The organism is Peptoniphilus genitalis (genome assembly GCF_023614525.1).
In the GTDB taxonomy this organism is placed as follows: domain Bacteria; phylum Bacillota; class Clostridia; order Tissierellales; family Peptoniphilaceae; genus Peptoniphilus_A; species Peptoniphilus_A genitalis.
In genome coordinates this window covers 255,904-268,414 of the sequence record NZ_CP097885.1, presented here as the reverse complement: position 1 = coordinate 268,414, position 12,511 = coordinate 255,904, and the positions used below count along the sequence as shown (strand labels likewise).

Genomic DNA, 12,511 nt, shown 5'->3' with positions numbered 1-12,511 from the left:
GATAAAATTGATGAGTATTTGAGACGGAAAGACTACCTAAATGCAGGTAGTCTTTGAAATGTCCAATACTATTAATAAAACAGGAGGTGCAATTAATGCCTACAATTAACCAATTAGTAAGAAATGGTAGAAAGAAAATTCACAGTAAATCTAAATCACCAGCTCTTGATGTAAACTATGACACACTTAAAAAAGCCGAAACTGAAGTTAATTCTCCACAAAAAAGAGGAGTTTGTGTTGCAGTAAGAACAGTAACACCTAAGAAACCGAATTCAGCTCTTAGAAAAGTTGCCAGAGTTCGTTTAACAAACGGATACGAAGTTATGGCTTACATTCCAGGAATCGGACACAACCTACAAGAACACAGTGTTGTTTTAATCCGTGGTGGAAGAGTAAAGGATTTACCAGGTGTTAGATACCATATCATAAGAGGTACTCTTGATACAGCTGGAGTTACAGACAGAAAGCAATCTAGATCTAAATATGGTACTAAGAAACCTAAAAATTGATAGAATTTTACATGAGATTTTATAGATTTTTGGCTTACGGGCTCAACCTGAGTACCAATGAATCGACTGAAAAATAGTTAAGGAGGGAAGTTATGCCAAGAAAAGGACATATCCAAAAACGTGAAGTTATGGCTGATCCAGTATACGCAGATGTGGTTATCACTAAGCTTATAAACAATGTTATGCTTGACGGTAAAAAAGGTACTGCTCAAAGAATTGTATACGGAGCACTTGAAACAATCGCAGAACAAACTGGAGAGGACGCACTTGAAGTATTTTACAAGGCACTTAATAATGTAATGCCTGTACTTGAAGTAAAGGGAAGAAGAATAGGCGGTGCTACTTACCAAGTACCAATGGAAGTAAGACCGGAAAGACGCCAAACTCTAGGCCTTAGATGGTTAGTTAAATATGCAAGAGCTAGAGGCGAAAAGACAATGCACGAAAGACTTGCAAAAGAAATTCTAGACGCATCTAACGGTTTAGGCGGAAGTGTTAAGAGAAAAGATGAAATGCATAGAACAGCAGAAGCTAACAAGGCATTTGCTCACTATAGATGGTAATAAGGGGAGGAATTTATGGCTCGCGAAATACCATTAGATAAATATAGAAATATAGGTATTATGGCCCATATTGATGCTGGAAAGACTACTACTACAGAACGTATTCTTTTCTACGCTGGTAAGATTCACAAAATCGGTGAAACTCACGACGGTGGAGCACAAATGGACTGGATGGAACAAGAACAAGAAAGAGGTATCACAATTACTTCTGCAGCTACTACAGCTCACTGGAAGGGTTACAGACTTAACATCATCGATACTCCAGGACACGTTGACTTCACAGTTGAAGTTGAAAGATCTCTAAGAGTACTTGATGGTGCTGTTGCACTTTTTGATGCAAAAAGTGGTGTAGAACCTCAATCTGAAACTGTTTGGAGACAAGCAGATAAATATCACGTTCCAAGAATTGCACACATCAACAAGATGGACGTTACAGGTGCAGACTTCTTTAGATCTGTTGATACAATCGACAAGAAACTAAAGGGTAACCCTGTTCCAATTCAAGTTCCAATGGGAGCAGAAGATACTTTCATAGGAATGATTGACCTTGTTGAAATGAAAGCAGAAATTTACAAGGATGAACTTGGTAAGGAAATCGAAATTACAGATGTTCCTGAAGAGTACATGGAAGTTGCAAATAAATATAGAGAAAACTTAATTGAAGTTGCATCTGAATTTGATGAAGATCTTATGATGGCTTACCTTGAAGGTGAAGAAATCGACAAGGATCTTCTTAAGAAAGCTATAAGAAAAGGTACTCTTGATGTTAAGATTACTCCAGTATCTTGTGGTTCTTCTTACAAGAACAAGGGTGTACAACTTCTATTAGACGCAATTATCGACTATCTTCCATCTCCACTTGATATACCTGCAATCACTGGTGTTGATGAAGATGGAAATGAAGTTGATAGACACGCATCTGATGATGAACCATTCTCAGCTCTTGCATTTAAAATCGTAACTGACCCATATGTAGGTAAGCTTGCTTACTTTAGAGTTTACTCTGGAGTTCTTCAAGCTGGTTCTTATGTATACAATACAACTAAGGGCAAGAGAGAAAGAATTGGAAGAATTCTTCAAATGCACGCTAATAAGAGAGAAGAAATCGAAGAAGTCCATGCAGGAGAAATCGCGGCAGCTGTTGGTCTAAAAGACACAGGTACTGGTGATACTCTTTGCGATGAAAAGAGTCATGTTATACTTGAAAACATGGAATTCCCAGAACCAGTTATCTCTGTAGCAATTGAACCAAAGACTAAGGCTTCTCAAGATAAGATGGCTCTTGCTCTTGCAAAACTTGCAGAAGAAGATCCAACTTTTAAAACATATACTGATGAAGAAACTGGCCAAACTATTATCGCTGGTATGGGTGAACTTCACCTTGATATCATCGTTGATAGACTACTAAGAGAATTTAAGGTAGAAGCTAATATTGGTAATCCACAAGTATCTTATAGAGAAGGTATTAAAAAAGCTGCTGAAGGCGAAGCTAAATACGCTCGTCAATCAGGTGGTCGTGGACAATATGGTCACGCTAAGATTAGAATCGAACCTAATGAACCAGGTGGCGGTTTTGTATTTGAAAATGCCATCGTTGGTGGTGCAATTCCTAAGGAATTTATTGGACCAACTCAACAAGGTATTGAAGAAGCACTTCAATCTGGTATCATAGGTGGATACGAAGTTCTTGATGTTAAGGTTACACTTTACGATGGTTCTTACCACGAAGTCGACTCTTCAGAAATGGCATTTAAGATTGCCGGATCTATGGCAGTAAGAGATGCTCTTGCAAAAGCTGATCCAGTACTTCTTGAACCTATGATGAAGGTTGAAGTTACAACTCCAGAAGAATACATGGGAGATGTAATTGGTGATATTAACTCAAGACGTGGAAGAATGGAAGGTATGGAACTTGTAGCTGGAGCACAAATCGTTACAGCTTATGTACCACTAGCAGAAATGTTTGGTTACGCAACTAGCCTTCGTTCAAATACACAAGGAAGAGCAAACTACTCTATGCTATTTGATCATTACGAAGAAGTACCTGCATCAATTGCTGAAGAAGTAGTTGGAGATAAAAAGAAAAAATAATAAATAGGAGGATTAATAATGGCAAAAGCAAAATTTGAAAGAAATAAACCACACGTAAACATTGGAACAATTGGTCACGTTGACCACGGTAAGACAACACTAACAGCTGCAATCACACTTGTAATGAACAAGAGATACGGCGGAGGAGAATTCGTAGACTACGCACACATTGACAAGGCACCAGAAGAAAGAGAAAGAGGAATCACAATCTCAACATCACACGTAGAATACGAAACAGAAAACAGACACTACGCACACGTAGACTGTCCAGGACACGCTGACTATGTAAAGAACATGATTACAGGAGCAGCACAAATGGACGGAGCAATCTTAGTATGTTCAGCAGCAGACGGTCCAATGCCACAAACAAGAGAACACATCCTACTAGCAAGACAAGTTGGTGTACCAAAGATAGTAGTATTCCTAAACAAAGAAGACCAAGTAGACGATCCAGAACTAATTGAATTAGTAGAAATGGAAATCAGAGACCTACTATCAGAATATGACTTCGATGGAGACAACACACCAATCGTAGTAGGATCAGCATTAAAAGCCCTAGAAGATCCAGACGGAGAATGGGGAGACAAAATCGTAAAACTAATGGAAGCAGTAGACGAATACATCCCAACACCAGTAAGAGATACAGAACACCCATTCCTAATGCCAATCGAAGACGTATTCTCAATCACAGGAAGAGGAACAGTAGCAACAGGAAGAGTAGAACAAGGTGTAGTAAAAGTAGGAGACACAGTAGAACTAGTAGGCTTAACAGACGAAAGCAGACAAGTAGTAGTAACAGGTGTAGAAATGTTTAGAAAACAACTAGACCTAGCAGAAGCAGGAGACAACATTGGAGCCCTACTAAGAGGAGTACAAAGAGAAGAAATCCAAAGAGGACAAGTACTAGCAGCACCAGGAACAATCAAACCACACACAAAATTTGAAGCAGAAGTATACGTACTAACAAAAGAAGAAGGTGGAAGACACACACCATTCTTTAACGGATACAGACCACAATTCTACTTCAGAACAACAGACGTAACAGGAGACATCCAACTAGCAGACGGAGTAGAAATGGTAATGCCAGGAGACAACTCAACATTCACAGTAACACTAATCACACCAATCGCAATGGACGAAGGACTAAGATTCGCAATTCGTGAAGGTGGAAGAACAGTAGCATCAGGAGTAGTATCAAAGATTCTTGACTAATCTTTGGCTTACAAAATAATAAAAAATTAGAGCAGGTTTATACCTGCTCTTTTTTGTTCAAACTTATAAATAAAAATTACTTAAGCATAAGTAGTTTATAACTAAAAAAGCTTCTGTAAAACCAATTACAGAAGCTTTTTACACAACAAGTTAAAAAGATATTAATACTTATATTAATTCGGAAATTTTTTTATCAACAAGATCCATCTTAGCAGTTGGTTCAAATCTCTCAACTACCTTACCATCTCTGTCCACTAAGAATTTTGTGAAGTTCCATTTTATGTCGGGCTTGTTCTTGTAATCCTTGTCCCTGGAATTTAAAAGTGTTGCCATGGCAAGTGCCTTTGGACCATGGCCAAAGCCTTCAAATCCCTTTTGAGATTTTAAAAACTTGTAGAGTTCAATTTCATTATCGCCATTGACTTCAGCCTTTTTCATTTGTGGGAACTCGATATTAAAATTTAATTGGCAAAATTTAGAAATTTCCTCATCACTTTCTGGAGCTTGTTCCTTAAATTGGTTGCAAGGTATGTCTATTATTTCTAGTCCCTTGTCGTGGTATTTTTCATAAAGGTCTTGCAAGTCATTGTATTGGGGTGTGAATCCACATCTAGTTGCAGTGTTAACTATAAGGATAACTTTTCCTTTTAAATCTTTTAAATCTAAAAAAGACCCGTCTTGTTTTTCTACTTTATAATCATAAATCATATTTAATCCTCCTATTTTTTTATTAGATACCCATTGGTGAAAAATTTACAACATTTTTAGAATTTAATAAAATTAATAGGGTCCACTGATAAAGAGTCAGTTGATAAAACAAAAAAAGAGATGGTTTCCCATCTCTTAATAAATTTTTACAAGCTAGTAATTTCTAATGAGTTTGTAAATTCTTATAAGCTAATAATTTTTTACGATTTAGTAATTTTTTATAAGTTAGCAGGTTCTTGCAACTTAGTAGTTTTTTACAAGTTAGTAAATTTCTATTAGATTATAAATTCTTATTAGCACAAATTTATTTGTTTTCTTCTAACAATTTGTCAATTGTAGCTGCAAGAGATTCCTTGTCTTTCTTACCAACAAAGCCACCTAGGACTTTTCCTTCAGAATTCACAAAGAATGTAGTTGGCATTGCAGTGATATGAACAAGGCTATCTTCTGTTGTTGGATTTGGCATTATATTTGTGTAAGTAACTCCAGCATTTTTAATAATTTCGTGAGCTTCTTCAACATTAGTATCCATGCTTGCATTAGTGTCGACAACTACGCCAAGAAAATTAACCTTGTCCTTGTATTCTTCGTGTAGGGCAGCGAGGTCTGGCATCTCTTCTTTACAAGGTCCACAGAAAGTTCCCCAAATATTTACAAGAGTAAGAGGTTTTTCCTTATAAAAATCTTCAGACTTTACTATATCTCCCTTTTCAATTTCAAGAGTTTGAAAGTCAAACTTTTCAATTGGCATGTCTTCTAAGTTAATTGCCGCTGCAGTTTTTTCTGTAGCTTCTTTAGCATTTGCATCCTTTGAATTGTCTTCTGTTTTTTTATTGCAGGCGAAAAGGCTTAGTGCCACTGCAAATAAAATCATAATTTTAAATAGTTTTTTCATTTAATCACTCCAGTGTAAAATTTTTTAATTTTGCCTAAGTCAATTATACTTGATAGACAAAAGCTTGTCTATTTTTTAAAAATGAGGTATAATTTATTTCACTTGTTCGGGAACTCCAAGTATAAAAAACTAATTGTTCTCCAAAGAAATGGAGGTTATTATGAAGAAAATTATTATTGACGCAGATCCCGGGATTGATGATTCCATTGCTATTATGCTAGCCAGCATGGTAAAGGAATATAAAATCCTCGGGATTTCTTTAGTTTCAGGAAATGTTCATATTGAAAAGGGAAGAAAAAATGTCCTAAGACTTATGAAGTTCTTGCATGAAGATTTTAAAATCTATATGGGCTCAGAAGAGCCACTTTGCAAGGAATTTATTAATGCAGAGGACACCCATGGCCAAGATGGACTTGGTGAAACTTATTTAGACTATGATGAAAAAGAAGTTGATGGAGATGCCATTGACTTTTTAATTGAGGAAGCAAGTAAGGGCGACTTGACAATTTTTGCCTTGGGACCCCTAACTAATCTTGCAAGAGCTCTTAAAAAAGATAGGGAGGCCTTTAAGGACACTAGGATTATTGTGATGGGTGGTAACTTTAGGAGTTATGGAAACATGAGTCCTGTAGCTGAATTTAATTTTTACGTTGATCCAGAGGCAGCAGACTATGTAATAAAAAATGCGCCTAGAAAAATTGAGATTGTCCCACTCGATGTCACAAGAGAATTTGTTTTGACGCCAAGTATACTTTCTTATATTAAGAGACTTAATCTTGAAGTTGGAAATTTCTTAGAAAAGATTACAAATTTCTACATGGATTTTCACTGGGAATATGAAAAAATTATTGGGTCTGTTATAAATGATCCTCTTACAATTCTTTTAGAAAGAAATCCAGACTTGTTTTTGGGAAGGACCTATCATGCAGATTGTGTTTGCGACGGTCCTGCTAGAGGAATGCTCATGGTGGATGCCATGGACTTCATGAAGAAAGAAAAAAATGTAATTATATATGAAGAGATAGAAGTCTTTGAAGTCTGGAGAGATTTTATAGAGCTTATAACTGGGGAAGAAGTAGACATAGACGTTTTAGGTGATTTGCTATGAAGTTTTCAACAAAAAAAATCACTCTCTTAGCACTTTGTATAGCTATCAATATGGTGGGGTCTTGGATTGGAGTTGTTGTTAAGCTTCCAATTTATCTTGACTCCATAGGAACTATTATGGCAGGCTTTGCCTTTGGACCTTTTTTTGGTGTATTAGCTGGGCTTATAACAGCCTTTGTAAACACCATAGGAGACCCAATTGCTTTTTACTTTATGCCAACTCAATTAATCGTTGGCTTCACTGCAGGTTATTTTGAATTTTTAAAGAGAGATAATTATATTTCTAAATTTTATCTCACTCCCTTTATGTCAATTCCTGCAGCAATTTCATCTGCATTAATTGCAACTTATCTCTTTGGAACTGTCACAACTGCTGGCTCATCCTATATAGTTCAAGCCCTTCGTGCAGTGATGGACCTGCCAGACTTTTTAATAGTTTTTATAATTCAAATTATTACGGACTATGCAGACAAATTAATTTCAATTTTATTAGTTTCAAAAATTTATAACATGACAGCTTTTCAAAACATTTTAAAAAATTAAATTTATTACTAAACCACTTCTCAAGAGGTGGTTTTTTATTTTGGAAAAATTGATTTAATTTGTTAAAATATTAATAGGAAATTTGTTACTTTTATTCTCAAAAGTGGATTTAAAATTTACTTTTTTTATAAATTTTAAATAAATACTCATAATTAGGGTAATAGTAATTATGTACAAATTAAATATTAAAAATATTTAGTTAAATATAGTTTTAACAAGTGATATAATTAATTTGTGAAAGATTTTACACTGGAGGTGATTTAGTGTCAGATGATGCAGTAAAAAGAGTTAAAGACACTGAAGCTGAGGCAAAAAAAATAATTGGCGATGCTGAAGTTAAAGCCAAGGAAATCATGGATAAGGCAAGAGAGGAAGCCGAAGAAGCCTATCAAAAGATAGTTGATGAAGCCAGAGATAGAAAGGATGCCTATGTTGAAAAGGCAAGACTTGAAGCTGGAGAAGCTATTAAACCCATAGGTGCTGAGGCAGATAAAAAAATTGCTGAAATTTCTAAAAATTCTAAAGGCAGAGAAGCTGAAGTTGTAAAGTCAGTGGTAGAGAGGATTGTGAATAATGGCAATAGTTAAGATGAAAAAATTCAAACTCTTTATCTTTGATGAGAACAGGGAAAATTTGATAAATAAATTTCAAAAGTTTAACTATGTTCACATTGACGAGTCTGATTTTGATGAGGACAACTTTTCAGAAGATGATTTCACAAGACCTAGGTCATCAGAAGATTTAATTGATATTGATGACAAAATCAAGAGATCCAAGGAAGATATTGATCTTTTACTTAAGTTTAAGGACAAGGAAAACCCAATAAAGGTCATGATGGATGGGGTTAGTAACATAAGCCTTGAAGAACTTACGGCTAGAGCCATGACTTTCCCCTTTGAAAAAATTGATGGAGAGATAAGGAATCTAGTTGATAAAAAAGATAAAAACAAGAGCAAGATTCAAAACATTGATTCAAAAATTGCAGAATTAAAACCTTGGGAGGACTTATCTTCTTCCTTGAAAGACCTAAGTAAGCTGGGTTCTGTAAACATTTACACAGGAACAGTATCATCAAATCATGCAGATGACTTTGAGGGAGAAGTTATAAAAAATGACTTGGCTTACCTTGAAAGAGTATCTAAGGACAAAAATTTTAACTACTATTTAATGATAGTTGAAAAATCCATAGATGAAGAAATTAAGGCTCTCATGACAAGTTATGGATTCACTCCTATAAATATCAAGTCAGATGGAAAAGTCAAAGATACGATAGGATTCTATGAGAAAGATAAAGATTTACTTTTTGAAAAAAACAATAAGATTGAGGACGAATTAAGGACTTATTTAAAATACCTAGAAGATTTTAAGTACTCTTATGAACATTATAGAAATGAAAAGATAAAAATAATGTCTGAGAGGAAGTTTTTGAAAACTACAGAAGTAAACCTAATTGAGGGTTATGTTCCAGAAGATAAACTTAGTGACTTAGAAAAGGAAATCCAAAAAGTTTGCAAGGACAACTACTATCTTAGGGCAGAAGATCCTGAAAGGGATTCAAAAGAGGTTCCAATCTTACTTAAGAATAACGCCTTTGTAAGTCCCTTTGAGATTATGACAGAAATGTACTCCATGCCGAGATACAACGAAATAGACCCAACACCTTTCTTTGCACCTTTTTATTTTATATTTGCAGGGATAATGGTTGGTGACTTTGGATATGGTATCTTAGTATTTTTGGCAACATTTTTTGCCCTAAAGAAGTTCAAGTTAACAGATAAGAAGAGAAGGTTTTTCAAGTTTTTCAATTACTTATCTATTTCAACAATTATATTTGGTCTAGTATTTGGTTCCTTCTTTGGAGGAATTATCGAATTTCCAAGCTTGATTGACCCAGCAGAGGATTCTACACTTTTGGTAATCCTTTCTGTCATCCTAGGTGGAATTCACATATTCTTTGGTCTTGGCATCAAGGCTTATATGAATATACGTGACGGGAAGCCAAAGGATGCCCTATATGATGTAGGCTTTTGGTACATGGCAGTCTTGGGAGCAATTGGATTTATTTTAGGGAAGTTCCTTCCACAAGTTGCGCCTTATGGCAAGCTACTCATGATTATAATGATCATTGGTATGGTTGGAATCGTAGCAACAGGTGGCAGGGATGAAAAGTCGACTGGAGCTAAGATTGGTTGGGGAGTTTATTCTCTATACGGAATCACATCTTATCTTGGGGACTTTGTATCTTACCTAAGACTTATGGCGCTAGTTTTATCAGGTTCCTTCTTGGGACTTGCCATAAATATGATTGCAGGAATGCTCTTTGAATCAAATATACTTGGCAAGTTATTTGCTATAGTTATTTTTGTGGTATTCCAATTATTTAATGCCTTTCTTTCTTATTTGTCAGCTTATGTTCACACAGCAAGGCTTACTTATGTAGAAATGTTTAATAAATTCTATGAAGGTGGAGGCATACCTTTCAAAAAAATGATAGAAAACTCAGATTACTTTAATATAGACTAGGAGGATTTATATGTTTAATGGACTAATGGAAGAATTTGGCGGATTGATTTTAGGATCAATTGGAATCTTTTTAGCAGTTGCACTTGCTGGTGCAGGGTCTGCTAAGGGAGTAGGTATGGCAGGGGAAGCTGCTGCAGGAGTTGTAATTGATGAACCAGAAAAGTTTGGTAAGTCACTAGTACTTCAATTGCTTCCAGGTACACAAGGTCTTTACGGTTTCGTAATTGGACTATTTATTCTTTTTAGACTTTCTGTTGAGACACCAGTTAACACAGGTTTTATGTACCTAGCAAGTGGTGCTGTAATTGGTCTTGCTGGACTTGTATCTGCAGTTGCTCAAGGTAAGGTATCTGTTGCAGGTATCAACATCCTTGCTAAAAACGAAGAACAACAAGCAAAGGGTATTATCTTTGCAGTAATGGTTGAGCTTTACGCTATTCTTGCCTTTGCAATTTCATTCTTTATCCTATTTAGAGCCTAGGTGATACTATGGCAGGACTTGAAAATATTTTAAATAAAATAATTAAGGATGCAGAGGAAAAATCCCAACTTATAATAAAAGAAGCTGAAGAGAAAAAAACAAGTATTATAGAAAATAGAGAAGAAGATGGCAGATTTCTTGCCAATAAAATCGATATGATCGCCGAGAGAGAAAGAGAAGATATCTTCAAGAGAAGTAAGTCATCAGAAGAACTTAAGGCAAGGGACAAAATTTTATCTGAGAAGAATAGGATAATTGATGAAGTCCTTGATAAAGTTGTTGAAGAACTTGAAAACTTATCGGAAGATGATTTTGTTAAATTCCTAAAAAATAATTTAGGAGACGAAAACCTCAAGGGCGGCACTATTGATATTCCAAAAAAATATAGGGATGCTGTAGAAAAGGCAGACCTTGGATTTAAAATATCTGACAAGGATATGAAAAGTGGATTTGTCCTAAACAAGGACAACTTAATTTACAATGGAGATTTTAGGTCTCTTGTAAAATCTGAGAGAGAAGATTTAGAGAAATTTTTAGCTGAAAAACTATTCAGTTAAGAGGAAAAGGTGATTTAATGGATAGAAATAAATTTATCCAAAGTTCCACAAGGCTGAGAGTTTTGGAAAAGGAACTTTTAAAAAGTGAAAACTTTATAAGGATATCTGAACAAGATACTTTGGAAGACGCACTTAGATCTCTATCTGATACAGTTTATAACAAGTTTATAAATAAAATATCTTCTCCCACAGAATATGAAGTCATCTTAAAAGAGGAACTCACGAGATTCTATGATGAGGTCTATGACATTTCTCCATCTAGGATTCCCGTGGACCTAGTTACTTTAAAATACTTCTACCACAATCTAAAGGTCCTAATTAAGGAAAAGATTGGTGAAGAAGATTTAAAGGAACTTTTTATGACGATTGGTGGCTTTGATATCAAGGAATACAGAGATGGAATCTTAAAGAGTAGCAAGAGAAATAAATATTTTGAACTTATAGGAAAAATTGAGGAAGCCTACGAAGAAAAGAAGGACCCTCAAATTATTGATATATATCTTGACAATGCCTACTTTAAGGACCTGCTTGACCTTGCAGAAGAATCTGAAGTTGACCTATTTATAAATTACGCAAAAAATCTAATTGATTTTACAAATATTAGGACACTTCTCAGGGCAAAAAAACAGGAAAAGGATGTGGAATTTTTAAAACACATTATTGTTCCTGGAGGCAAGCTAAGAGAAGAAGCCTATCTTGATTTATTAAATAGGGAAAATTCTTCAGATACTGAAGCCTTCAAGAAGCTTGATATTTATAAGTATATAAAGGATGGCCTTGACGATTTTAAAGAAAAGGGAACCCTATCAAACTTTGAGAGGGAGATGGACAATTACTTTATAGACCTTATTAAAGATGTAAGATACATTACCTATGGTCCAGAAGTTATTTTTGCCAATGTCTTGGCAAAGGAAATGGAAATTAAAAACTTAAGAATTATTTTAGTTTCTAAGTTAAATGGGCTTGATGGTGAATTTATAAGAGAAAAGTTGCGTGATAGTTATGTATAAAATTGCAGTTGTAGGAGACAAGGACTCGGTTTTATCTTTTAAGGCAATAGGCATTGATGTCTTTGTTGCTTATGAAGATAAGGAAGCGAGAAGACTAGTAGATAGTCTTGCAAAGGAAGATTATGGTGTAATTTATATCACAGAAGATCTTGCAGCAAAAATTCCAAAGACAATTGAAAGATATAATGATGAGTTAATACCAGCCATTATAGTTATCCCGTCTAATAAGGGAACTCTTGGCATTGGTATGAAGAACTTAAATAAAAATGTGGAAAAGGCAGTTGGAGCGAATATATTAGGTGACTAGTCACC

The 12,511-nt window shown here is 35.1% G+C and carries 14 protein-coding genes; 12 read left to right on the top strand and 2 right to left on the bottom strand.

Annotated features, from left to right (window positions below; all coding sequences use genetic code 11):
• Positions 1 to 95 precede the first annotated feature (95 nt).
• From rpsL to tuf, 4 genes are all read left to right on the top strand, one after another.
• Positions 96 to 509, top strand: coding sequence for a 30S ribosomal protein S12 (gene rpsL / locus M9426_RS01290; RefSeq protein WP_005958121.1), 414 nt, complete (start codon positions 96 to 98; stop codon positions 507 to 509).
• A 92-nt stretch (positions 510 to 601) separates the two neighbouring features.
• On the top strand, positions 602 to 1,072 hold the full coding sequence (gene rpsG / locus M9426_RS01285) for a 30S ribosomal protein S7 (RefSeq protein WP_005958093.1): 471 nt from the start codon (positions 602 to 604) through the stop codon (positions 1,070 to 1,072).
• Positions 1,073 to 1,087: 15 nt separating this feature from the next.
• Positions 1,088 to 3,163 carry an elongation factor G gene (gene fusA, locus M9426_RS01280; protein ID WP_005958138.1) on the top strand — a complete coding sequence of 692 codons (2,076 nt, stop codon included), beginning with the start codon at positions 1,088 to 1,090 and terminating at the stop codon, positions 3,161 to 3,163.
• 18 nt (positions 3,164 to 3,181) lie between these two features.
• Positions 3,182 to 4,375 carry an elongation factor Tu gene (gene tuf / locus M9426_RS01275; protein WP_250342211.1) on the top strand — a complete coding sequence of 398 codons (1,194 nt, stop codon included), beginning with the start codon at positions 3,182 to 3,184 and terminating at the stop codon, positions 4,373 to 4,375.
• Positions 4,376 to 4,543: 168 nt separating this feature from the next.
• Here the strand turns inward: tuf and M9426_RS01270 are convergent, their stop codons facing one another.
• Both M9426_RS01270 and M9426_RS01265 read right to left on the bottom strand, forming a co-directional pair.
• Positions 4,544 to 5,083 carry a glutathione peroxidase gene (locus M9426_RS01270; protein ID WP_250342210.1) on the bottom strand — a complete coding sequence of 180 codons (540 nt, stop codon included), beginning with the start codon at positions 5,081 to 5,083 and terminating at the stop codon, positions 4,544 to 4,546.
• Positions 5,084 to 5,387: 304 nt separating this feature from the next.
• Entirely contained in the window at positions 5,388 to 5,978 is a 591-nt protein-coding gene (locus tag M9426_RS01265; RefSeq protein ID WP_250342209.1) for a TlpA family protein disulfide reductase, read from the bottom strand.
• Between the two features lie 160 nt (positions 5,979 to 6,138).
• On the opposite strand from M9426_RS01265, the gene M9426_RS01260 reads away from it, so the two are divergent.
• The 8 genes from M9426_RS01260 to M9426_RS01225 all read left to right on the top strand — a co-directional run bounded on the left by M9426_RS01260 (position 6,139) and on the right by M9426_RS01225 (position 12,506).
• Positions 6,139 to 7,086, top strand: a complete 948-nt coding sequence (locus M9426_RS01260; protein ID WP_250342208.1) for a nucleoside hydrolase — start codon at positions 6,139 to 6,141, stop codon at positions 7,084 to 7,086.
• Positions 7,083 to 7,628 carry an ECF transporter S component gene (locus tag M9426_RS01255; RefSeq protein WP_250342207.1) on the top strand — a complete coding sequence of 182 codons (546 nt, stop codon included), beginning with the start codon at positions 7,083 to 7,085 and terminating at the stop codon, positions 7,626 to 7,628. Before M9426_RS01260 ends, M9426_RS01255 begins: the two co-directional genes overlap by 4 nt.
• 263 nt (positions 7,629 to 7,891) lie before the next feature.
• The gene (locus tag M9426_RS01250) at positions 7,892 to 8,215 is read left to right on the top strand and encodes a hypothetical protein (protein ID WP_250342206.1); all 324 of its coding nucleotides are present in this window, start codon (positions 7,892 to 7,894) and stop codon (positions 8,213 to 8,215) included.
• Positions 8,202 to 10,151 (top strand): V-type ATP synthase subunit I, encoded by a 1,950-nt coding sequence (locus M9426_RS01245; RefSeq protein ID WP_250342205.1) that lies wholly within the window; start codon positions 8,202 to 8,204, stop codon positions 10,149 to 10,151. The genes M9426_RS01250 and M9426_RS01245 overlap by 14 nt, the downstream gene beginning before the upstream one ends.
• A 10-nt stretch (positions 10,152 to 10,161) precedes the next feature.
• Positions 10,162 to 10,632 (top strand): V-type ATP synthase subunit K, encoded by a 471-nt coding sequence (locus M9426_RS01240; protein ID WP_005958164.1) that lies wholly within the window; start codon positions 10,162 to 10,164, stop codon positions 10,630 to 10,632.
• Between the two features lie 8 nt (positions 10,633 to 10,640).
• The gene (locus tag M9426_RS01235; protein ID WP_250342204.1) at positions 10,641 to 11,189 is read left to right on the top strand and encodes a V-type ATP synthase subunit E; all 549 of its coding nucleotides are present in this window, start codon (positions 10,641 to 10,643) and stop codon (positions 11,187 to 11,189) included.
• Positions 11,190 to 11,206: 17 nt separating this feature from the next.
• Positions 11,207 to 12,199: a V-type ATP synthase subunit C gene (locus M9426_RS01230; RefSeq protein ID WP_005958084.1), complete on the top strand. Its 993-nt coding sequence runs from the start codon at positions 11,207 to 11,209 to the stop codon at positions 12,197 to 12,199.
• Positions 12,192 to 12,506 carry a V-type ATP synthase subunit F gene (locus M9426_RS01225; RefSeq protein ID WP_040541962.1) on the top strand — a complete coding sequence of 105 codons (315 nt, stop codon included), beginning with the start codon at positions 12,192 to 12,194 and terminating at the stop codon, positions 12,504 to 12,506. The genes M9426_RS01230 and M9426_RS01225 overlap by 8 nt, the downstream gene beginning before the upstream one ends.
• Positions 12,507 to 12,511: the final 5 nt, after the last annotated feature.

What these genes read in the sequence shown, in the direction of transcription:
- M9426_RS01270 (WP_250342210.1), bottom strand. Translation starts at nt 5,083, where the DNA reads ATGATTTATGATTATAAAGTAGAAAAACAAGACGGGTCTTTTTTAGAT.
- tuf (WP_250342211.1), top strand. Translation starts at nt 3,182, where the DNA reads ATGGCAAAAGCAAAATTTGAAAGAAATAAACCACACGTAAACATTGGA.
- M9426_RS01230 (WP_005958084.1), top strand. Translation starts at nt 11,207, where the DNA reads ATGGATAGAAATAAATTTATCCAAAGTTCCACAAGGCTGAGAGTTTTG.
- M9426_RS01245 (WP_250342205.1), top strand. Translation starts at nt 8,202, where the DNA reads ATGGCAATAGTTAAGATGAAAAAATTCAAACTCTTTATCTTTGATGAG.
- M9426_RS01225 (WP_040541962.1), top strand. Translation starts at nt 12,192, where the DNA reads ATGTATAAAATTGCAGTTGTAGGAGACAAGGACTCGGTTTTATCTTTT.
- fusA (WP_005958138.1), top strand. Translation starts at nt 1,088, where the DNA reads ATGGCTCGCGAAATACCATTAGATAAATATAGAAATATAGGTATTATG.
- rpsL (WP_005958121.1), top strand. Translation starts at nt 96, where the DNA reads ATGCCTACAATTAACCAATTAGTAAGAAATGGTAGAAAGAAAATTCAC.
- M9426_RS01260 (WP_250342208.1), top strand. Translation starts at nt 6,139, where the DNA reads ATGAAGAAAATTATTATTGACGCAGATCCCGGGATTGATGATTCCATT.
- M9426_RS01255 (WP_250342207.1), top strand. Translation starts at nt 7,083, where the DNA reads ATGAAGTTTTCAACAAAAAAAATCACTCTCTTAGCACTTTGTATAGCT.
- M9426_RS01265 (WP_250342209.1), bottom strand. Translation starts at nt 5,978, where the DNA reads ATGAAAAAACTATTTAAAATTATGATTTTATTTGCAGTGGCACTAAGC.
- M9426_RS01235 (WP_250342204.1), top strand. Translation starts at nt 10,641, where the DNA reads ATGGCAGGACTTGAAAATATTTTAAATAAAATAATTAAGGATGCAGAG.
- rpsG (WP_005958093.1), top strand. Translation starts at nt 602, where the DNA reads ATGCCAAGAAAAGGACATATCCAAAAACGTGAAGTTATGGCTGATCCA.
- M9426_RS01240 (WP_005958164.1), top strand. Translation starts at nt 10,162, where the DNA reads ATGTTTAATGGACTAATGGAAGAATTTGGCGGATTGATTTTAGGATCA.